The organism is Weissella sp. ESL1177 (genome assembly GCF_058107185.1).
The window spans coordinates 380,984-404,446 of sequence record NZ_CM176591.1; the positions used below are offsets into that span (position 1 = coordinate 380,984).

Sequence of the window (23,463 nt, forward strand, 5' to 3'; positions counted from 1 at the left end):
ATTTGGTGGGAAATAAGCATGGATTTAAAGAAAAAAGTAAAAAGAGTGGCCCACATTGCTGAAGTAGCGATGACGTATAAATATTCTGATTTGAAGAAAACACGTGAATACTACATTCGTCATTACGATCAGACAAACGTTGATCACAATGTTGTGCTTTATGAAGTGCGCGATGGTCAGTCAATGACTGATTCACCATTGGCTATTTTTCGCTATTTGGCATCACATAACGATTATCACCATCTGCACCATGTGTGGGTCGTGACTGATGATAGTCAAAAGAATCTGGCACGAATGGTCGCTAATATACCAGCTGATTTGCAACAACAAATAACATGGGTAAAGCGTAATACAACGACATATGCGAAATGGCTCTTAAAAGCAAAGTACCTGATTACTAATTCAACATTCCAATCTTTTTGGCATAAAAAGCCAGACCAAATTTACATTAATACTTGGCATGGAACCCCCTTAAAATATATGGGTTATGATATTCCAGGTTCAAAGACATCTTTGAAAAATGTGCAACGTAATTTACTAATGGCTGACTATATTTTGTCACCTAATGCGCACACATCGTCTGTTTTTTTAAATCGTTATAAGTTAAACGGGCTGTATCAAGGTGATATTTTAGAAGGCGGTTATCCGCGTATTGATTTAACTTACGCAAATGATCAAACACAGACGTTAGCTTATTTGAAACAACAACACGTTAAAATCGATGAAACAAAACCCGTTGTGATGTATACACCAACGTGGAAAGGAACGTCAATCGCTAATCCGTCTGGTAGTATTAATCAGATATATGAAGAAATGAAAGTCTTGCAGCGACTAAACCCTGACAAGAATATTTTGGTTAAGGTGCATCCATATGCTTATCAATTAGCCAGTCGTCATCAAGCGTTAAAGCCATATTTGGTGCCTGATGAAATGGATGCCAATCTTATTTTGGGGATAACGGACATTTTAATTACTGATTACTCAAGTATTTTCTTTGATTTTATGGTGACTGATAAGCCAATTATTTTTTATGCTTGGGATCATGAATTATACAGCCATTACCGGGGCATGTATTTTAATGATGATGAGTTACCAGGACCTGTTTTAGATGATATTGAAGAAGTGGGTAGCAGTTTACAGGATATTGCTCAAGTGCAATATGATTATCAACAAAAATATCGGACATTAAAACAACAAGTGGTGCCATATGATGATGGGCATGTCACAGGCCGTATCGTTGCAACGATATTTAATCAGGCAAAAGTGACAACCGTCAAACATCGTCAAGCAGCTGATTTAGATAAGCCTAAAATTTTAATCTATCCTGGTGGTATGGGTAACAATGGGATTACAACGAGTGCAATTAATTTAAGTCATAACCTCGATTATGATAAATATGATGTGACTTATTTACTCTGGGACAACAATCAAGATGAAATTGTTAATAACGTCAATCAATTAGATGAACGGGTGCGCTTAATTTATCGTTTTGGTGTGACGGCCTTAACCCGTCCAGAGCATAAGCAAGACCGTTATGTTAGTACTCATGGGATGAACAGTTGGTCTGATAGACACATTCCCAAACAAGGTTATCGGCGGGAAACGGATCGTTTATTCAATAGTGTCGAATTCGATACGTTGATTGATTTTTCTGGTTATTCGTATAATGGTTCAAAATTATTTGCGGTAATGCCGCGTCAGCAACTTGTTGTTTATCAACACAATGATTTATATGCTGACTCACAAAAAGTGATTAATGGTAAGCAAGTGCATGCACAAAAGTTGGGTGCATTGTTCACGTTATATCCAGTATTCGATAAAATTGTTTCCGTTTCTGAAACGTTAAAGCAAATCAATCAACAGAAACTAGCAAAATACGTGCGTCCAGAACAGATGGTTGCTGTTCCAAATTCATTAACATTACCAAACCAACAGCAAACTGACCATGAAGAGCAGAAAATATTGAGTGAAGATTATCAAGCATTAGCCACAGTGAATAAAAGTGATATTCAAATGTATCATGCGTTGGCTAATATTGATGATCAGGAGTTTATAACGACTATATTAAATGAAACGGATAACCTACGTGTCGTTGGTCGTGCGCGAATTGATGGTCATTATTTTTATAAACTAGCCATTAATGATTTACCACGTGGTTGGGTGAGTGCTCGCGATATTGATGTGCAAGAAACCAATGAATTATTAGAGGAACACAGTCAGCCACAAATTGGTTGGGTATATAACAACAAACGTCGGTTATTTCAGACACCGTATCTAAAAGGTAACGATTCAACTGATGTCATCGGGCAAGCCAAGTGGTTGAATCATACGTTTGTGCATATTGTCGCCCAAGCTGATACAGCGGATGGTTCCTACTATCAAATCAAATTACCAAAACGTAAACAATTGGCTTGGTTGAAGTCCTCGAGTATCTTACCAATGCAGAAAAATAAGCATCTAGCGTTGTATCAGTGGGGATGGAATCAATTATCAGATAAAGTACCTGAGCAAAGGTATGATACAGGGATTCATAAACTATTTACCATTCGTGAACCTGTGACATTGACTAATCAACCATTAGGGTTGAGTAAACGCGGTTTGAAACAACGAACATTAAGTGATACGCATAAGTTCTACATGACAACGGCGTTAGCCCAGACGAGTGTGGGCACTTATTATCGCGTTAAAGTTAGTGAAAAACAGTGGTGGGTTAGTGCACGATCAGTGACGATACAAAAAGTAATGATGCCTTTGACCAGTGAATTGTCTGTACCATTAGAAGATTATGTTGCGCAATCATTAATTTTCAGTACGGTTGCTCAAGATATCATTCAACTGAAGTTTGGTATTGTGCCGGATGATTTAAAAATTGTTGCTGGATATGCAAAAGCAAAATTTGTTGGTCGGACGCAAGTTTATGAATTAATGTCTGAATCATTAGGTGAACAGATTACCTTGGCAACTGATCTTATTTGGATCTTAGATAGCAGTCATGCGAATTATTATTATCAAGTGATCCAATCATTTGATACGCAATATGCAACACGATTTGATGATGAACCAAAACAAGCGATCACAATTGCTAATGACATTATTGAATTAGCGAGAATTTGGCAGTGGCAGACAAATAACTATATGATTTTTGCAGTGACTAATGGGCAATATATGTGGTTACCTGAGCAAGTCTTTCAGCAACCACAAATCAAGCAAACGACATTTGAAGAGAAGTCTTTAGTTGAAGAACAATCAACAGTGACATTAAAAGCGGATACGTTACCCGTTGATGTGGTGCAACCAGTTGCGAATTTAAATCAACCATGGATTACACGTAAAATTGATGTGCAAGCGGGTGAGTTGCATCTAACAAGTTTACAAAGACAAAATGGTCGATTAAGTTTAATAGCTGATACTGGTGAAAAATATTTATTGAAGGATGTTAAGAATTTAGTATCAAACCAATTAATTTATGTCGATGGTCATAACTGGGCAACTTATAATCACTTTGTGTTTGTTGCCGTTGGTCGTTTATCACCCGAGAAAAACCAAACAATGTTACTAGAGGCGTTTGCCAAGGTATATCATCTGCATCCAGAAGCAGAGTTAATCATTGTTGGGGATGGTGTGATTCGACATGAATTAGAACATCAAGCTATGCAATTAGGTATTCATGATGTTGTATTGTTTACCGGTCAAGTGGATAACCCGGCTGATTATTTAGCGGTAGCTGATGTTGTTGTCCACCCATCATTATATGAAGGACAACCGATGGTGTTGTTAGAGGCAATGATGCAAAATCGTTTAATTGTTGCGACGAATATTGCTGCTAATGTTGGCGTATTGGGTAATCAGCAATATGGCATCTTAACACAAGATGTGACATCAAAAGCATTTGCTGCTCAGATGTTGTTCACAATGGAACAACAAGCTGATATGACACCGTTTGATGTTGAAAAATATCAACAGCAGGCACAACAAGCCTTTTATAGTCTAATAAAATAAACATGAAAAAGGAGATAGGCATCATGAAACGAGTTATTACTTATGGGACATTTGATATGTTACACTACGGGCACATTAATTTATTACGTCGGGCAAAGCAATTGGGTGACTATCTAATTGTTGTTTTGTCATCTGATGAATTTAATTGGGATTCAAAGCAAAAGAAGACTTACTTTTCATATGAAAAGCGTAAGCAGTTGCTAGAAGCTATTCGCTATGTTGATTTGGTTATTCCCGAGAATAGCTGGGATCAAAAAGTTTCAGATATGAAAGAATACCATGTTGATACACTGGTTATGGGGGACGATTGGGCTGGTAAATTTGATTTTATTGAAGATGAAACCGATACTGAAGTTGTTTACTTACCACGTACACCAGAAATTTCAACGTCACAAATTAAGAATGATTTAAACAAGAAAAAATTAGCAACGAATGTTGATACATCACAGATTGATGTATCAGGGAAGTAATTATTTTCTTTCAAGGTGAGGCCATTAACCGTATGACATTTAAAGGTACAATAAAACGAATTTTAAAATATTTACGGCGTCAAGGCGCAACCCATCACGATTGGACAGACCAAAATGTGATTGTTTTTGGTGATAGTATTGTGGCCGGTCAAGAGTTAGTAAAGGAAGAGACACCATATCGCGATGTTGTTTATGCTAAATTAGCTTCGTATTATTTAAATGCACATAAGTTAGAAAATTTTGCTGAAACCGGTACAGGTCAATTTAAAGGGCAACATCATTTAGATAAACTTGCTGGTTGGACACATAGTTTTGAAGGTAGCATTAAACACTATGCTAAGGAAATTAAACAAGCGGATGTTGCGTTGATTGCCTTTGGTAATAATGATTGGAAACAACCCAATCCGGATGGTTCATTGCACACATTGGATGAAGTGAAAGATAAATTACGTGAGAATATTCGTAATATTCGTCAATATAATCATAAAATCCAATTAGTGGGTGTGATTGAAACATTGGCATTTCGTAAACATCAACCGGCTTGGCAGTTAGTTGGGCCAAATGGTTTTACTTATGCTGATATGGTCGCTGCTTATCTTGAAGTTTACCAAGAACAACAAGTTGCTGTCTTTGATATCCGTGATTATCATTTGGGTAATCATATTGATGAATATGTTGATGGTCGTGATCATTTTACGTTACCAATTCATAAACAGATTGCGAAATGTTTGACTGATTTTGTGCGTCATGGTTATCAATCGCCTACACAGCGATTTGGAGAAACGGTTAAATTTATTTTTACTGGTAATTTGTTTGAAAATTCTAAAATGCGACAATCCCTATTTAGTGAAATTAGAAAGCAATCAATGCAGGGAAAACGAGCTGAAGTTTTGTGGTTCGTTTTAGATGAAAATTACCAAACAAATTTAGACGAATTATTATCTAATAATAAATTACCAGCAGGCTTAAAGATAACTAATATCTATCAATATTATGCGGCACCATTACGTTACAACAGTGAATTAGATAAGTTATCCGTAAAGGAAAGAAAATTATTTAATTCAAATAACGTACCATTTATGTGCTTTGGTGAGAAAAATAAAATTTCTATAAATAATTTTGATAATAGTTGGTCAGATGAAATGACTAGTGAACAGTTTAATGAATTTTGGTTAAAGCACTATGTCTCATTAAAAGATCAAATTTATTTATGGCATGATAATAAATTTGTACAAGTAGAACCCTTAGAAATTTAAGATAAAAATGGAGTTGTGCGATGAAATTTTTAAACGAGCAAGGACAAGAAATCACTCTTAAACGAGCAAAAAATTTACCAGGATATGAATTAACGTTGTCAGAAGATGTAGTTATTGATTCGGCAGTAAATAATCCTTTTTTCAAAGGTATTAATATTTTGCAATTACCAAAAAAACTTAAGGGATTTAGAGAAAATCCAGATTTACAAAAAGTATTGAAGCCAGAGGCAATAAATACAGGAATAACGTTGGATTTATCTAATGATGAATTTTGCATTTTCGAGCCCGATAAAGGATTAGTAAGTAATAAAAGGTTACTTTTAGTCAATAGATTATTTGGTAATGGTGAAAAAATAAATCCCTTGTTTATTAATTATGGTTTAAAAAAAATTGTACTGAAACATAATACTATAGTTGGAAACTTGTTTGTTTTAAAATCAGATCAGTTTGGAGTTGAATAGCATGAGTGATAAAAATATGATGACACATTTCTTACGAAAAATTAAAAGTAAAAGTACAACAAATTCACAAAGAAAAGATATTAAATTAGTCAAAGTGAGCGGAATTGATGATAATCGTATTGAATTTTTACTCACAGATAATGTTCGAATTAAAGAAATTTATATCGTTAAGGGTGAAAAAAAATACAAATTAGAATTTTATCAAAATAATCACAGTGTTTATTTGAATTTAAAAATTCCAGAGAATTTAATTTTTGATAGTGATATTAAGTATGATATTTATTTTGTTAGTGACGAAGGACCGGTAAGACCTCTTTTGCCCAATGCTCAAAACTTAGATTCTAATTTAAGACATTTTGATATTATTCCAAATGGTAATATATCTGGGTATATATATTTTTCAAAATCATATAGGAGAGCCATGTTGCAACTCAAGAGGCGAGAGTTGTCAAAGCAGAGTAAATTAGCATCAATAAGTACAAAGCAATCATTTAATTTTAATGGATTTAAGCTGAATGATAATTATATTGAGTTACTCTTTGATTATCAAAAAGAATATAATTCAAATTATAAGATTGTTTTAGAAAGGTGGGGACGGTGTAGAGAATTACGTACAGAATGGTCTTATGGTAGAGTACGTGGTTTTTTTACGAAATCTATTATAAATAATTTAGTATTTGGTTTTGGTTATACAGTTAGACTGATAAACAAAAATGATTTTAATAATGATGTAATCTATGGGATAGTAGTTGGAGATAATAAAAAGTTACAGATAACAAGAATTGAAAATAATGTAATTCGTCAACTCGAATGGAATCGTATAAATAATTTAAAATATTATTCTGCTACTGATGGTAAAACTAGGTTGTTGTTTCCAAATGGTGTGTCTGTAAAGAGCGTATATTTAGAGTACAAAGAGAGACCTGTGTTTAAAAAAATTAAGGTGAGTCTAGAAGATTATGGCTGGATAAAACTTGATATAGATATTACGAAAAATAGTTCAATGTACAAAGGAATTCATACTGTATACCAAAATAGTACTTCTGAGGTATTTAGAAGTTTTAATAAGATAGGTGATTTACAAAAAGTAAATGCAATCCCAAATAAACTAAACGTTTTATCAAAAATAAAGGGACAGAAATTAATTTTTAGTACTGAACAAGCGATTGAAATAAACGATGTGTTTGTAACTTTTAAAGGTGATGATAGGTTACATCCTCAGACAGTTAATGTAGAAAATGAGTTCCAGTTCTCAATTAAAAACGATAATATTTTTGAAATAAATAATATTTATTTTAATTATTATCAGATTGATAAAGGTGTGGAGCATCGATCGGTGTCTAGATTGAATAATATTGTTGTTATGGAGAATGAAGAATGAAAAAAAGATTAGCAGTTGTAGTACCTATGTATAATGTTGATTTATTTTTAGAAGACGCACTGGATACTTTATTATTGCAGAATCTTACCATTCAAGAAATGCAAGTGATTTTGGTTGACGACGGTTCTACGGATAAAACAGCGGAAATTGCCAAACAGTATGTAAAAAAATATCCGAATACATTTGAATATCATCTGTTTGAGAATGGTGGGTTAGGTGCATCAAGAAATAGGGGAACTAAGTTAGCAGATTCGGAATATATTACTTATTTTGATCCTGATGATGAAATTGTTCAAGGTAGTTATCGTAAAGCTTTGGATATATTGCAGGATACAAATAGTGACATTTTGATAGGTGGTACAAAGAGATTTAACAGTAAGAGAATTTGGAACTCATGGATACATTCAAATGCAGAAATAAAAGATTTAAGAAATGTTAAGTTTTCTGATCATCCAGAATTGGTTTGGGATTCTACTGCTTGGAATAAAATTTATAAGCTTGAATTTATTCGTAAGAATAAATTATTTACACCAGAAGGTATTTTATATGAGGATATGCCAATGGTTGTTCCTGCACTAACTCTTGCAAAGTCTATTGATGTAATGACGGATACGATGTATATGTGGAGGTCTAGGGATTTTGGAGCACCATCTATCACACAAATGGCTAGTAACGAAACAAAACCGCTTATTGATCGTTTATTTGCTATGACGTTAATAATTAATGATTTAAAAAAATATAATGCATCAGAAACAATTATTGATGCTCAACTTGATAAGTTCTTAAATTTTGACATTATTGTTATGTATGCAAAAGACAAATTTGGTCTATTTACAGTAGAACAACAGACAGAAATATTTAACGCTTTGAAGAAATTTTTAAATTTGTTTAGTGAAGAACAACTTAATAGAGCAAATTTTCATGATTTAGTTTACTTTAAAGAAGTTTTAAAGATGAATTCTGTAAAAGAATTCAGTCATTTGACATTGAACTTTTTACAAGATGATACTTTGTATAAGGGGTATTGGGAAAATGGGTTATACAAGTTAACGAGCAGTATCTCGTCATTTACTAGAGAAGTTGCAGTAAATGATATGAAACTATTTCCAAAAGTTGAAAAAGCAGTTTTTTCAGAAAATCAACTAATTATTAATGGTTTTTGTTATGCTGAGTTTTCAGATATGTCTCGCCCTGAATTTGTTAAAAATGCAAAAGTATCTTTGTTAGATAGCAATCAGAATGTCTTACAAGACAGTGTTGGTAGTATTACATTTAAATATAATCATAGAATTACGGCTACTTATGGATACAATAAAAGTCATTTCAACAAAAATGGGGCAGATTTTAATTATGATTTTTCAGAATATGAATTTAAACTTCCTTTAGATGATATAATTTCTTTTGAAGAGAATTTTTTCTTTTTACTGACTGTTAATATAGATGGAGTTCAGTTCAAAGAATTTATAAAAAATCCTATTAGCGGACAAAAGTCACGACCAAACACGTATGTTTCCCTAAAAGATAATATCTACTCATTAATGTATGATACGAATTCCTGGAAGATGCAATTAAAGATTATCAGAAACGTTGCAGTTTTGAGAAAAAATGCCAAGAATCAGTTGATATATAATAGTTCAAATGATGACTTGTATTTACAGTTTAATGAAAATAAAAAAAAATTAAAAGTTTTTAAAAATGTGGTATATTTTCCACTGGAAGTGCAACATTTTTTAAAAACATATGACACATCAGCAAGACATGCTTGGAAATTCGTGAAAATACCAGTAACAACTGGAGTCCCTGAGAATGTTTATTATGATGGTTCAGTACCTATACATTATAAAAACGATGCCAGTTTACAAATAACGTTTGCAAATAATGAAGGATTGGCGATTCATAAAGTAACATGGGTTTATCCAATTTTAACAAGTGTAAAAATTGTTAAAGATAGATTGAACTTGACGTTTAGGTTATCGGGTTGGCTAAATGAAGCATCTACTGTTACAATTCTTGGAGATCCAAAACTTCCGAATTTAGTTTGGAATACAGTAAAAATAGGTAAAGACTTATATCATTTAAATCTTCCACTAACTAAAAATGGTTTTGGAAATAAGCCGTGGTTAAATTTTCATGTAAGGTTAACCTTTAAAGACGGATATCAGACTGATGAATTATTACGTTGGGGGCCGGATACTTTTGAGGTGAAAAATAGCTGGTTTGCTGCTGGAAAAATTGGATGGTTAGTCTGGGACGTTAATCGTTATGAATTAGGCGGTTTTGCTTTAAAAAGAACTGATAATCGCGTTTACCGACAAAGACAAATAGGTGAATATGAGACATTTCTTGAAAATGATTATCAGAAATGGCTAAAAGAACCGTTATTAGAAAATACTGTAGTATGGTCTTCTTACTGGGGAAAAGGAAATAAATTTGAATCAAACCCTGGTGCATTATATTATAAATTCAAAGAAATTCATCCGGAATATAATAATGTAATCGTAATAGCCGACGCAATTAGTGATTACGAGGACGTCTTTCCAGGAACGAAAATTATTTCATTTAATACTAAGGAATATTGGTATTATTTAGCAAAGGCAAAGTACTTTGTTAACGATGTAAATTTTGAAGAAAGTGCAAGAGTTAAGCGACAAGATCAGGTGGAAATTCAAACAATGCATGGAACACCGTTGAAAAAAATGGGATTCGAAGTCCTATCAGATTGGACGGATAAATCGTACAACAATTATTTACGTAAAAATAAAAATTGGGACTATTTAGTTGTGCCAAGTGATTACGTAGCAAAGGTTGCACAAAAAGCATATAATGTTCGACCTAAATTATTGAAAACTGGATATCCAAGAAATGATTTATTGTTAGAAGCAACTGCTAACCTAGATTCGGAATCTTTGAAGAAAAAGATGAACTTACCTCTGAATAAGAATATAGTTCTTTATGCGCCAACTTGGCGAAAAAAAGGGAAAACAGATATTAATTCATATATAGATGTTCATTCTTTATATATGAGTATTCCGGATAATATGGTTGTTTTAATTCGGTCACATGCTTATGAAAAATGGACAAATTTAAATGGACAGTTTCAAGATAAAATTCAATATGCTCCAGAAGACGTAAGTATAGAAGATCTATATTTAATTTCAGATGCTGTAATAACTGATTATTCATCGGTTATGTTCGATTATGCTTTATTGGATAAACCAATGATGTTTTTCGCTTTTGATTATAACGAATATATAAAAGAACGTGGTTTGAATATTAATTTGAAAGAAATTGCGCCGGGACCATTTTTTGAGAAACAATTAGAACTAGAAGAATGGTTAAATAAATTTGAAATTATTAGTAGCAAATATTCTAATAAAATAAAATTATTTAAAAATAGATTCTGTCAATTTGATAATGGGGATGCTAGTGTTCAAATAATCAATCAAATTTGGCCAAAAGTCAATAAAGAATAGGTAATATATGTTAAATGTATTAATAATTGGAACAGAAGCTTCCTCTTATATTTTTGATGAGGAAATTAACCCTTACTTTAATAAAAATTTATTTTCGGTGACTTTAGAAAACGATAAAATCACTGATTTAAATTTTACAAAGTATAAAAATAATAAGTTCGATGTAATAGTTTTTGATTTAGTTTTAGAAGCAAATGAAACTTCTACAGAAATTCTTAAACCAAAACTTATAAATTCATTACAAAAATTGGAAGATCAGTTTGCTAATGCTAAAATTATCTATAATCAAATTAAGTATGGAGATAAAACATTAATAGATAATGTTTGGGATTATGATAATGTACATCCAATAGATAGTTTTATTAGTGATTATAGTTCATATGCTTGGAATAGAAATAAAAAATTAAGTGTTATTGATGATTTTGTAAAATCAAGTTTTAATTTTAGTGTTATGACCTATGATAACGAAATATCTGGTATTGAGTTTAATAATAAAAAAGCAAAAAAAGAATTTAACTATAATGAAAATTTTTATTTACAAAAATTAACAAATCTATATTTGAATTTACGGGGTTATGATTGTATTCCGATAATTTCGATTTTAAATTTTCCAAACATTAACGATCAAATTTTTACATCAGATATTTTATTAGTGAAGGACATTGACTTATATAGTAGAAAAAATGAAGAAAAAACAAATTTTTTAAAAAGAATAATGTTGCAAGATTTTATACTGGATGGTCGGTACGGGAAAACAGCACGTTTTGTACGGCGTACTAAGTTTTATCGCCCAAACTATTCTATAGTAAATAATGTATATCATATTCTTGAATATCCTAAAAAAAATAAAAATAATAATGGTATAAGTAAAATAATTTTTTATTTTTATGGGTTAAATTGGCATTTTGATCCTAATGGGAGTGAAATTTTTTCTCCAAGTTACTTACATCCACATTTGGATAAGAGTATTGTTCCAGATACACTAATTATAAGAATTGCCGATGTTAATGCATTTCTAGGATCGTGGTATCATAATACTGATAATAATCCTAATTTTGAAAACAATGTTCAAAAGTTGATTAGATTTTATCAAGATAAATATGACGTTTTGGATGAAAATGTTGTGCTTTTTGGAGTGAGCCGAGGAGGACATGCAAGCCTGTATTATGGAAAGAAAATGGATTTACCTGTAATTTCAGTTGCGCCACCTCTAGATATTAAACTTTTCTGGAATAATGAAAATTGGCATGATTACAATGATTTGTGGTCAGATAACTTAAATTTCTTTCTAGAAGAAAAACATCAACTCTATCCTAAAGTAATTATTGATGATGAAAGTGTTAGTAAAACTTTTCTTCCTCTTTCAAAGATAAGAGATTCAACTACCTATTTGTACAACTTAAAAAGAAGTGAAAAAATAGAACACGGTCAGGTAGCAGGTCTATCTGTGCCATTACAATATAGTCTTTTGAATGGTCTGTTAATGGGATATGTTACCAATGAAAGTTTAAAAAATTGGGTAAATGGTAATTAATCTAAAAAATAGGTTTAATTTCAAATAGCGTGAAAATTGTGAAATTGTCTCATTAAGTTTGTGAAAACGGTTATTGGTCAAACATATTAACATTAGAACTAATCTTAGATTGTTTTTATTTGTCTTGTATTTTTTGTCGGAGTAGTCTTTAGAACATCTAGAGTCACTTTTTCGGACTCAATAGACTTTTCATGGAGTAAATGAGCATATTGTGTTAACGTCATGGGTGTGTTGACGTGATCAACACTTTTTGAAACATATGCGATATCAATGTTTTGATCTAACAAATACGGAACATGTGAATGTCAGAAACTGTGAAATGTAATGCGAAGAATATGAAGATGGTTTAAATACTATCAACATTTAATGAAATGTACTGTGACGACGAGTTGGAATTATAGGTGAATAAGATTTGTAAATCGTCAAAATAATAATGGCATTAAAAGCCTATCGGGTGCTGATCAAGTTGCGGATTGACATTACCTGAGCTGAGCAATTACACTTTAACTATTTGTTGGATGTATTATTGCTAGTAGTTAAGTGGGATGATGAGATTGGAGAGATGCGATTGGTTTCTAGTGCTACATTGGGACGATTTATTGCTGTCAATGAATAATTGGCGGTATACATATTAATGAATATAGTGACATGAAAAGTATAAAGTGAGAAGATTAAGAAGACTTAAGCTGAAGGGGGTTATTTTATAATTTGAGTATTATGGGTAGTAATTGTGATTAAAAAGGGAAAACTAATATGTATATAAAAAAATTGCCGCTTACTAATTTTAAAGGTTACCTTGGCGAGCAAACTTTTGAGTTTTCTGACAAGGTTAATTATTTTGTTGGTGATAACAATTCAGGGAAAACAACTATTTTTGATGCGATTCACGTTTTGTTTTCTGGTGAGAGTATTGCGGGCTATTTGAATAATATAGTTCAGGGTACCTCTGTAGCTGTTGAAGCAGAATTATGTGATGTTCAGGCTGATAAAATTCCTCAAAAAGCCATTAAGTATGCTAACTTTGTTAGTAGCAATGGAACTTTAACTTTTCGGAAAACAAATATTGATCCTAAAAAGGTGCTTGTTTTGAATTCTTCATCTGAAAATTCAGAATTTATTAATGTGACAGGTGCTGGGAATACAATCACGGCTTTATTTGATCCGGAACCTATTTATGCTGATTTAAGTAATGATTCAGTCCAAAAATTTGGAACAACCGGAATAACAGGAAAATTATTGAATAAGGTCGCTGAAAAGTTTTTAGAGGGGCCAAAATGGGCAGAATTTGTTTTAGCACATGCAGATGCATTTGAAGGTGGACAAGGTAGTTTGGAAGATATGACAACGTCCTTGAGAGATCAAATTAATCGTAAAATTAAAGAGCAATTTGGCGAAGCAGAAATTTCATTTAAATTTGAAGTGCCAAATGCCACGGATTTAATTAAAAATGGTCTTATTAATATAAAAGAGCAAAATGGGGTAGAGACACCAGCGGATGAAAAAGGAAACGGTTTGCAAAGAGCTTTGGCTTTAGCAATTATTCAAGTATATGCGGATATGTTTGCTTATTCTGAGGCGGATGAAATGCCTTTTTTGGTGGACGAGCCAGAACTATATATGCATCCCACGGCACAAGATAAATTAATGAAAGCGCTTCAACGTCTTTCTGCGACGAATCAAATATTTGTGACGACCCACTCGCCTTACATATTGAGAAATTTTCGGCCTGAATCAGATATCGTAGAAATTTTGGCAGATAATCCTCGAAGTAGGGCATCAAAGATGGCTGATCTTGTGCTACCGTCACCAACCATAGGAGAAATTACTTATCGTGCTTTTGGTGTACCTACGGTTGATTTACATCAAGACTTGTTTACAAAAATTTACATCTATTGGATTGAGCAGATTTTTGAAGGAACTAATAATCCTACACTTGCAGAATTTGATTTATTTCTTCGGGGACGGGGAATGGAAACTTACGCGTTTACACCTCGTATTAATGGTATATGGAAACATGAAAAAGAGGTAACTTTACCATATCTGGTGAGGAATGAAATTGATCATCCTGAAACGCTGGATGACGGGAAAAATGTTTGGAAGGATAAAAATTTAGAAGACTCAATCAATTTGCTGATGAATCTTTATGATGAATTAAACATAGCTAAATTAGATACAATTATTGAGTGATTTTAAAAGTAGTTAAGAAAAAAATTCATAATAAAAGAGGCTCAATTGCAAATAGTGAAGTGCCACAAAAAAGTTAGACATTTAAATAAATTTTAATTACCTAAGACCTGTTTCTGATATGCAACCGAAGACAGGCCTTTTGTTTTCAATGAAATACGCCTATGGTTAAACCAATGAACATATTTATCGACAATAACGCGCAATTCTGCAATATTTTTAATATGTTGTTGGTTAAGACTTTCATGTTTTAACAGATTAAAAAAGGTTTCAATGGGCGCATTGTCCAAACAATTTCCTTTACGTGACATGCTGGGAATAAAGTGCATAGTCTTTAGCTTTGTTTGATAAACTTTCTGTTGATAATGCCAGCCTTGATCAGAATGAATAATTGTCTTTGTACCAGTTGGTAAATGAACACACAATTGGTCAATCGTTTTTATAATTAATTACTTATTTGGGTGCGCACTAATCTGTAATGCCAACACTTCCTTGGTTGCTTCATCTGTCATTGCTGAAATACAAGCCCAATGTTGGTTGGTCAACCGCACTTGGGTCACATCCGTATGAATGACTGTATAACGCTGAGTGGCATTAAAAGTTTGTTTTAACAAATTAGGTGCTTTCATACCAATGTTTCCCTTGTATGAACTATATGAACTAGTATGCCAATGATATATATGTTTTTTTATCCCCAGTTAATGCATCAATTTCAGTACAGCATTAGCGAAAATTTTAATTCCTTGATTTAAAAGCTGGCAATAAATACGTCGATATCCGTAGGTTTCATGACTAGATGAAAAAATATTTTGAATCATACTTTTAATTTGTAAATACTTGTCAGCCTTTAATAATCGTTTTCTTTCATCATAATAATTCGCACGTTTCAAATTAAAAAATGTTATTAAATCATTAACTGTGCATCTATTCTTACGATCTCCCCGAACAGAATCAACTGCTAGTGTTTTGGCTTTGTTTGAGAGAGATCCGACCGGGGTGGCAATTTTTTAATATATCTCGTCCCAATTCTGTTCGAAATAATTGTGCTTTTAAACGTAATATTTCTTCTTCATAAGCTTGTTTTTCACTTAGTGGCAGTGTTGACTGCTGTGTAGACTTGACTGGTTTCTTTTTCATTAAGCTAGACCTGCCTTTTTGACGAGGAATTAATGTAGCTAACCCGCCTAGTTTAAAAGCGCTATCCCAACTATAGACCTGTGAATCTGATATGTTAAAAACAGCGGCAACCTTACTAATTTCCATATCATGAGTTTGATAGTATTCTACCACTTTTAACTTGAATTCTAAGTTATAACTACTTTTATGATGCTTAACTGCTAATGCGCAAATACCTTGTTTCTGTGCAGTAATTACCCATCTTTTAAGTATAGTCTCGTCCGGCATTTGTAGTTCTGCTGCAAGTGCATTTAATGAAAGGTTTTCCTCAAAGTAACGCTGCACAGCATTAATTTTAAAATCAGTTGAATATTTAGTCATAAAAAATACCGCATAATCGTTAGATTTTTATGTCTAATAATTATGGGGCATTTCATAGCGTGAAAATTGTAAAATTGTCTTATTGAGTTTGTGAAAACTGCTCATGAATTTGATTTTCATTACATTGGATTTAAGAGCTTTTTGTTTATTAAGAAACCGTTAAAAGTGTTTTGTAATGCATGATGATTAAGTAGTTCAAAGCGAATTCTTCAAGCATATTTTTAAAACTATGAAAACCATACGCTGTACGATTAATTTATTTAATACGACGATTGATGCTTTCCATACGACCATTTGAGTAGTTGTTTAGGAAGGCGTTTTTAATGCCTTTTAAATTCTTTTTATAGCTAGTAATAACCGAGTCCATTGTGGAATGGTTGAATTGATAGTTTTCTAAAATTGACTGAAAATCATCAAACGCCCGATGACGTTGTGAATTTAAAACAGCTTGATAAACTTCATAGTGAAATCGGGAGAACTGTCGAGGACCAATTGCAAAGCATCTTGTGGGTACATAAATTCATTAATTTCTCTAAACCAACGTGCTTGTTGAAAGTTCAAACGCTTTTTGTCTGTAATAAAGAAATGTCAGTTTGCTTTTAACAGTTTATAAAGGCGACTTTTATGATTGGGCAAGCTACGTTGTAAATTAATACGCGTAGTTTGAACAGCTTTTAAAGCTAGTTGAATAATGTGGAAACGATCAATAATCAACTGCGCATTGGGAAATATTATCTGTAAAGGTGTTTGATAGTTTGCGTTCATGTCTGTAATAATAAATTGCACATGTTTCCAATTAGAGAGGGCATAATTAGATGGATTTTTTTGAGATCAAAATTAATACATTTTGTCAAAAACGAAACTTCAAGTAAATAATCCATACTAACCGGTCATAAGAAAACAGATTAACTTACCTTTGGACGAATTAAATACTGATAATGGTATTTTTTAGAGTATGATTAACTATAATCGAGCATGCGAAAGATAGTCATTTCAGAGATGACAAAAAAGTCGATAAGATTAATTAGTAAGTATAACAATATGATGGCATAATGCAATACACAACAGGGGGATACACAATGGCACATTTAGAAGTGGCTTATTACTCACAAGTTCTTGGGATGGATCGGACCATGAATGTGATTTTACCTGAATTATCTGATCACAATCCAACTTGGACAGCTAAAACATTACAGGATATACCAGTCCTTTATTTATTACATGGTATGTCAGGTGACCAATCTACTTGGCAACGAAGAACGAGTATTGAAAGATTGATTAGACAAACGCCACTTGCAGTGGTTATGCCTTCAACGGATTTAGCATGGTATACAAATACAACATACGGCCTAAGATATTTTGATGCACTTGCACATGAATTACCTGAAAAAGTTGCGCAATTTTTCCCACAGTTATCAACAAAAAGATCAAAAAATTTCGTCGTTGGTTTATCTATGGGTGGGTATGGTGCCTTTAAAATGGCTTTTGCGACAGATAAATTTAGTTATGCAGCGTCACTTTCTGGTGCATTGATTGGTCAAACAAATGAACTTGCAAGCTTAGGTAATCAAGCGTATTGGCAAGGAATCTTTGGTGACTTAAATAATTTCGTTGGTTCGGGAAATGATATTTTGAATTTAGCAGCCCAATGTCAAAATCATCCCAAATTATATGCTTGGATTGGTGAACAAGACTCGTTTAAACAACTTAATGACACTGCTGTGGCAACGTTGCAAAAATTATCTTATGATATCACGTATGAGACTGCGCCAGGGAGGCATGAATGGTATTACTGGGACAAACAAATTGAACGTGTGTTAGAGTGGTTGCCAATCAATTATGTACAAGAAGAAAGATTATCTTAATAGCAAACCAACCGTGCTATTCGCTAACCAAGCCGATGTTATCACTGTTTAACGGGATACATTGATAAGCTTTGATAAAAGCGTTGACAACGCTTACATGACAATTTATACTCTTATGTATAGATGAGTGTGTTACTAATTCGATTAGGTATAAACCCATAACTTACTTGTATAAGGTGGCCAATTATACAGGTAAATTGTGGGTTATTTTCATTTATAGCGTTATTAACAATAACACGACAATAAATATGGAGACCGTGAAGTAGCAATGAAGTTTATTAAAAATTTTAATAATAACGCGGCCTTAGTAACTGGTGAATTTGATGTTGAATGGGTTGTTGTTGGTAATGGTGTTGGTTTTGGTAAAAAAGTTGGTGATGAGATTGATGAATCAAAGGTGACGCATCGTTTTGTTGCTGCTGATAAAACAGAGTCGTTATTGGATGGCATTGCCAATGTATCATCTGAAACGTTAACGTTGACAAAAGAAGTTGTGCATCTTGTTGAAGCACGACAGGGGACAACCTTTAATGATTACGGTTATTTAATATTAATTGATCACATTGATTTTGCTTTACAACGTGCGCATAAAGGTATTGATATGACAAATGGCACATCAGACTGGGAGGTGCGCAAGTTATTTCCGCAACAATATCAAATCGCAAAAGAAGTAACGCAATTGATGGAGAAACGAACTGGGTTAACGTTTGGCAGTGATGAAGCTGTTTACCTAACCTATCATTTGTTGAATACGGAAACTGATAATACGGATTTGCAAGATACCATGCGGATTACAAAAATAATTGGTGCGATCGTTGATATTGTACAATACCAGTTTGGTATGCAACTAGATCAGGATTCATTTAATTTTGATCGCTTTGTGACTCATTTACGGTTATTTATTATTCGACATATGAGACAAATCACTGATGAGGGTGATGCATTAGATCCAGCTTTATTGAAACTAATGCAAGCAAAATATGCGGATGCTTACGCAACGGTTGAAAAAATCGGTAAGTATCTTGATAAGACTGAAAACTGGCAGTTAACACCAGATGATAAACTATATTTGACGTTACATATTTGGCGAGTCACACATCGTCAACAAAGTACGCCAAGCTAAATCATATTTAATATTTTATAGCGTGTTACTAGTGATAGGCATTAGCTCAAAGATATTAAAAAACAAAGCAAGCGTTGACTTGTTGTGTTTTTTGGTAACTTTGAGCATTTTTTATTGAAAAAATGAGGATATTTCAATGGCATACGAGGAATTAAGTAAGAATATCATTGCAGATATTGGTGGTAAGGAAAATGTACAAAGTGTTGTACACTGTACCACACGGTTGCGTTTTAAGTTGAAAGATGAATCAAAAGCAGCTGATGAAAAAATGAAGCATTTAGACGGCGTGATTACAGTCGTTAAATCAGGCGGTCAATATCAAGTCGTGATTGGTAATCATGTGGCCGATGTTTATGAGACGTTAATTAAAGAAGGGGGCTTTGCCGATGGCGGTACAGTCCCCGATGATGATGAAGAAACCAGCGATATGAGCGTGATGGATCGCTTTATTGATTTAATTTCTGGTATTTTCAATCCAATTCTTGGTCCGCTTTGCGCGGCTGGAATGATCAAAGGGTTTGATGCTTTATTTGCTGCTTTAGGCTGGTTAAGTACTAGTTCAGGAACCTATCGTATATTGTATGCAATTGGTGATGGCTTTTTCTATTTCTTACCAGTGATGTTAGGTATTTCAGCAGCTAAAAAGTTTAAAGTGGATGAATATATTGGTGCCTTGATTGGGGCAGCCTTGGTGTATCCCGATATTGTTGGGATTATGAATAGTAAAACAACATTGTATACACTATTTTCTGGCTCATTTTTGGCATCACCAGTGCATATCACTTTTTTAAAATTACCAGTTATTATGATGAATTATACATCATCAGTGATTCCAATTATTTTGGCATGTTGGTTTGCTTCTAAGGTACAAAAAGTTGCTAAACGCTATATTCCAACGGTTGTTAAGACCTTCTTAGTACCACTAGCAATCTTATTAGTAACAGTGCCAGTCACATTTTTGATTATTGGACCAGTGGCAACTTGGTTAAGTAATGGTATTTCTGCATTAGTTGTCGCAATTTATAACTTCAGTCCCGTCGTAGCGGGTGTATTGATGGGTGCTTTCTGGCAAGTGTTTGTTATTTTTGGTGTTCACTGGGGCTTTGTGGCTGTCATGATGGCCAATATTGCTGCAACAGGTTTTGATCCTTTGGTAGCACTATCATTAGCGGCCTCATTTGCACAAACTGGTGTTGTGGGTGCCATGATTATGCAGACTAAGAGTGCCAAAACACGTGCCATTGCTATTCCAGCATTTGTATCAGGTATTTTCGGGGTAACTGAACCTGCGATTTATGGATTGACGTTGCCACGTAAGCGACCATTTATTCTGAGTTGTATTGCTTCAGGTATTGGTGGCGGTATGATTGGTTGGTTTGGGACCAAGTTGTTTATGATGGCTGGCATGGGCATTTTTTCAATTCCTGGTGCGATTGGAAAAGGTGGCATGAACATGTCTGTTTGGGGCTTGATCATTGCCATGATTGTTGCAACGATCCTTGGTTTTCTATTACAACTACTGTTTGGTAAGCAAAGTGTCGATGCTGAAGAAGTGACAACGGAAAATGATACGACCACTGCATCAGAACAAGCAGTGTCAACCAAAAAGGTGACGACAACGTTACTAGCACCATTAACTGGTGACGTTGTACCTTTGCAAGATATAAAAGATGAAGTTTTTGCTTCAGGTTCAATGGGACAAGGTGTGGCAATCCAACCAGCAAAGGGTGAAGTTGTTGCACCAGCAGATGGTGAAATCATGTTGGTCTTTCCGACAGGTCATGCTGTTGGTATGAGGACAACTGATGGTGCTGAGGTACTGATCCATATTGGGATGGATACTGTTGCACTTGATGGTCAAGGTTTCCAGATTCATGTTGAAAAAGGACAACACGTGCAAGCTGGTGACGTGTTAGTTAACTTTGATATGGCATTTATTCAGGAAAAAGGTTACGAGATAACCACACCTATCATTGTTACAAATTCAACGGATTATCAGGCGGTTAATGTTTTGGTAGCGGGTTCAGTAACCGAACAAACGCCATTATTGTCATTAGAAGTTTAATTGATTAAGCGAGGAGAAATAAAATGTATTCAAAGAATGTTCCAACAGGATTTAAAGATGGTTTTTTGTGGGGCGGTGCAACTGCTGCCAACCAAATTGAGGGTGCCTTTAATGTCGATGGTAAGGGGATTACCACAGCAGAAGTTGTTAAAAAAGCTGAGGATCGTCGTAACTCAATGGCGATGAATGAAGTGACTAAGGAATTATTAGCGGAAGCCATTGCTGATCCTTCTGATACGCATTATCCAAAGCGTCGGGGGAATGACTTTTATCATCGTTATCAAGAAGATATTAAGTTAATGGCAGAAATGGGCTTTAAAGCTTTTCGAATGTCGATTGCCTGGGGCCGAATTTTCCCAAATGGTGACGATGCCGAACCTAATGAAGCTGGGCTAGCTTTTTATGATCGTGTTTTCGACGAATGTGCCAAGTATGGTATTGAACCGGTGGTCACATTATCACATTATGAAATGCCCATTGCATTAACGATGAAGCAAAATGGGTGGGCCAGCCGACAAACAATTGCTGCATTTACAAAGTATACAGAAACTGTGTTCAAGCGTTATCAACATAAGGTAAAGTATTGGATGACGTTTAATGAAATTAATGCGGGTACTTGGGGCTTTAACGCAACGGGTGCGTTAGAAGATGGCTTAACTGAAGATGAAAAAATATAATTACATTATCAAGCTTTACATCATCAATTTGTCGCAAGTGCCATCGCTGTAAAACAAATTCATGAAATTGACCCTGATGCACAAATTGGTTGCATGTTAGCTCGCATGCAAAACTATCCCAATACACCAAATCCAGCAGATGTTTTAGAAACCCAAAAGCAAGATGAAATGAATTTGTTCTTTACTGACGTGCAAGTGCGTGGTGAGTATCCCGAATTTATGAATCGCTATTTTGCTGAGCATCATGTCGTGATTGATATGGCTGCTGGTGATGAAGACTTGTTGCGTGAAGGAACTGTCGATTACCTATCATTTAGTTATTATATGTCAATGGTTGCTTCAGCTGATACAGATTTTGAAAAGACAAGTGGTAACTTAACATTTGGAGGCAAGAATCCTTATTTGGCATCAAGTGACTGGGGTTGGCAAATTGATCCTGTTGGTTTGCGAATTACATTAAACGAATTCTGGAGTCGTTACCATGTTCCATTGTTTGTTGTTGAGAATGGTCTAGGAGCACAAGATGAGATTGCTGCAGATGGACACATTCATGATGATTATCGTATTGATTACCTGCGTCAACACATCATGCAAATGAAAGAAGCTGTTAAAGATGGCGTTGATTTGATGGGGTACACAACATGGGGACCAATCGACTTAATTAGTGCAGGCACTTCAGAGATGTCAAAGCGCTATGGTTTTGTCTATGTTGATCAAGATGATGCAGGACATGGTACGCTAGATCGGATGCCAAAAGATTCATTCTATTGGTACAAGCAAGTTATTGCGACAAATGGTGCGCAGCTTGATTAGTTGATTGTTTTTTAAATAATGTTGAACGGTTCGTGAGTCACTGGCTTCATGAGCCGTTTTTTGTGCTAATATCGTGGCTTATTAAAATGAGATATGAATAAGTTCCTACTATATAAATAGTGCCTTTTTATATATGGCGAACAGCTGCAAGGTTGTTTTATGATATACTAAAATTAGTTAATTGGGGGCTATTTTTAATGAAACAAAATAAACAAAAGGCAACAATTGTTAAGCAGCCTAAAAAAATGAAGCATTCTTGTTATTGGGGGAGTGTTTTATGGTTATTGGGTATTGTTGGCAGAAATCTTATTCATCGGCAACAGACAAAACAGTTGGTGATAAATGATGTTTTTACAGTTAGTAAGAAAATCCAAATCTCACGGGACAGGGCATTGGAACCTGGTGTTAACTATTTTGTTTGTGATGTTGATCGTATGACCTATACGCTGATGATGCTTGATCGTGCAGATTATTCACCATTTCAAGTCACTAAAAAGGCTGTGAAAAAGGCCGTGATTCGAAAAGATATTTGATAAAAGGTCTGTGCAAATTTGACTAATCATGATGAGACAATGAAATGATTTGAAAGAGGGGCTGAGACATCAGTCGTTATGATCAGCTGAAAAAGGCGCTAATCTATCAATTTTGATTGGTAGATTAGCGTC

18 protein-coding genes and 1 pseudogene are annotated in these 23,463 nt (G+C 34.0%); 13 read left to right on the forward strand and 6 right to left on the reverse strand.

Annotated elements, in window-relative coordinates:
* Window positions 1-18: 18 nt before the first annotated feature.
* The 8 genes from AC3B5D_RS01875 (at window position 19) to AC3B5D_RS01910 (ending at window position 14,761) form a co-directional block, all read left to right on the forward strand.
* A complete protein-coding gene (locus tag AC3B5D_RS01875) occupies window positions 19-3,999 on the forward strand; it encodes a CDP-glycerol glycerophosphotransferase family protein (RefSeq protein WP_489839790.1) in 3,981 nt (1,326 codons plus the stop codon).
* Window positions 4,000-4,022: 23 nt separating this feature from the next.
* A complete protein-coding gene (gene tagD / locus AC3B5D_RS01880) occupies window positions 4,023-4,469 on the forward strand; it encodes a glycerol-3-phosphate cytidylyltransferase (protein ID WP_489839789.1) in 447 nt (148 codons plus the stop codon).
* 32 nt (window positions 4,470-4,501) lie between these two features.
* Entirely contained in the window at window positions 4,502-5,725 is a 1,224-nt protein-coding gene (locus tag AC3B5D_RS01885) for an SGNH/GDSL hydrolase family protein (RefSeq protein ID WP_489839788.1), read from the forward strand.
* Between the two features lie 20 nt (window positions 5,726-5,745).
* On the forward strand, window positions 5,746-6,186 hold the full coding sequence (locus tag AC3B5D_RS01890) for a hypothetical protein (RefSeq protein WP_489839787.1): 441 nt from the start codon (window positions 5,746-5,748) through the stop codon (window positions 6,184-6,186).
* Between the two features lies 1 nt (window position 6,187).
* On the forward strand, window positions 6,188-7,567 hold the full coding sequence (locus AC3B5D_RS01895) for a hypothetical protein (RefSeq protein ID WP_489839786.1): 1,380 nt from the start codon (window positions 6,188-6,190) through the stop codon (window positions 7,565-7,567).
* Entirely contained in the window at window positions 7,564-11,040 is a 3,477-nt protein-coding gene (locus AC3B5D_RS01900) for a bifunctional glycosyltransferase/CDP-glycerol:glycerophosphate glycerophosphotransferase (RefSeq protein WP_489839785.1), read from the forward strand. The genes AC3B5D_RS01895 and AC3B5D_RS01900 overlap by 4 nt, the downstream gene beginning before the upstream one ends.
* Window positions 11,041-11,047: 7 nt before the next feature.
* Window positions 11,048-12,574, forward strand: a complete 1,527-nt coding sequence (locus AC3B5D_RS01905; protein WP_489839784.1) for an XcbB/CpsF family capsular polysaccharide biosynthesis protein — start codon at window positions 11,048-11,050, stop codon at window positions 12,572-12,574.
* A gap of 753 nt (window positions 12,575-13,327) precedes the next feature.
* Window positions 13,328-14,761, forward strand: a complete 1,434-nt coding sequence (locus AC3B5D_RS01910) for an ATP-dependent nuclease (protein ID WP_489839783.1) — start codon at window positions 13,328-13,330, stop codon at window positions 14,759-14,761.
* 92 nt (window positions 14,762-14,853) lie between these two features.
* Here AC3B5D_RS01910 and AC3B5D_RS01915 read toward each other — a convergent pair whose 3' ends face one another.
* The 6 genes from AC3B5D_RS01915 to AC3B5D_RS01940 all read right to left on the reverse strand — a co-directional run bounded on the left by AC3B5D_RS01915 (window position 14,854) and on the right by AC3B5D_RS01940 (window position 17,041).
* Window positions 14,854-15,183, reverse strand: coding sequence for an IS3 family transposase (locus tag AC3B5D_RS01915; RefSeq protein ID WP_489839782.1), 330 nt, complete (start codon window positions 15,181-15,183; stop codon window positions 14,854-14,856).
* A gap of 24 nt (window positions 15,184-15,207) precedes the next feature.
* Window positions 15,208-15,387 (reverse strand): hypothetical protein, encoded by a 180-nt coding sequence (locus tag AC3B5D_RS01920; RefSeq protein ID WP_489839781.1) that lies wholly within the window; start codon window positions 15,385-15,387, stop codon window positions 15,208-15,210.
* A gap of 69 nt (window positions 15,388-15,456) precedes the next feature.
* The gene (locus AC3B5D_RS01925) at window positions 15,457-15,576 is read right to left on the reverse strand and encodes an IS3 family transposase (RefSeq protein ID WP_489840596.1); all 120 of its coding nucleotides are present in this window, start codon (window positions 15,574-15,576) and stop codon (window positions 15,457-15,459) included.
* Window positions 15,577-15,709: 133 nt separating this feature from the next.
* A complete protein-coding gene (locus AC3B5D_RS01930; RefSeq protein WP_489839780.1) occupies window positions 15,710-16,255 on the reverse strand; it encodes a helix-turn-helix domain-containing protein in 546 nt (181 codons plus the stop codon).
* A gap of 256 nt (window positions 16,256-16,511) precedes the next feature.
* Complete coding sequence (locus AC3B5D_RS01935; RefSeq protein WP_489878293.1) at window positions 16,512-16,775, reverse strand: transposase; 264 nt, start codon at window positions 16,773-16,775, stop codon at window positions 16,512-16,514.
* Window positions 16,776-16,843: 68 nt separating this feature from the next.
* Window positions 16,844-17,041 (reverse strand): transposase, encoded by a 198-nt coding sequence (locus AC3B5D_RS01940; protein ID WP_489839779.1) that lies wholly within the window; start codon window positions 17,039-17,041, stop codon window positions 16,844-16,846.
* A gap of 293 nt (window positions 17,042-17,334) precedes the next feature.
* Here AC3B5D_RS01940 and AC3B5D_RS01945 point away from each other — a divergent pair, with 293 nt between their 5' ends.
* The 5 genes and pseudogenes from AC3B5D_RS01945 (at window position 17,335) to AC3B5D_RS01965 (ending at window position 23,331) form a co-directional block, all read left to right on the forward strand.
* Entirely contained in the window at window positions 17,335-18,120 is a 786-nt protein-coding gene (locus AC3B5D_RS01945; protein WP_489839778.1) for an alpha/beta hydrolase, read from the forward strand.
* Between the two features lie 268 nt (window positions 18,121-18,388).
* On the forward strand, window positions 18,389-19,243 hold the full coding sequence (locus AC3B5D_RS01950; RefSeq protein ID WP_489839777.1) for a PRD domain-containing protein: 855 nt from the start codon (window positions 18,389-18,391) through the stop codon (window positions 19,241-19,243).
* A gap of 136 nt (window positions 19,244-19,379) precedes the next feature.
* Window positions 19,380-21,308: a beta-glucoside-specific PTS transporter subunit IIABC gene (locus AC3B5D_RS01955; protein WP_489839776.1), complete on the forward strand. Its 1,929-nt coding sequence runs from the start codon at window positions 19,380-19,382 to the stop codon at window positions 21,306-21,308.
* 23 nt (window positions 21,309-21,331) lie between these two features.
* A pseudogene (locus tag AC3B5D_RS01960) lies at window positions 21,332-22,798 on the forward strand (glycoside hydrolase family 1 protein).
* Window positions 22,799-22,995: 197 nt separating this feature from the next.
* Window positions 22,996-23,331 carry a hypothetical protein gene (locus AC3B5D_RS01965; RefSeq protein ID WP_489839775.1) on the forward strand — a complete coding sequence of 112 codons (336 nt, stop codon included), beginning with the start codon at window positions 22,996-22,998 and terminating at the stop codon, window positions 23,329-23,331.
* Window positions 23,332-23,463 lie beyond the last annotated feature (132 nt).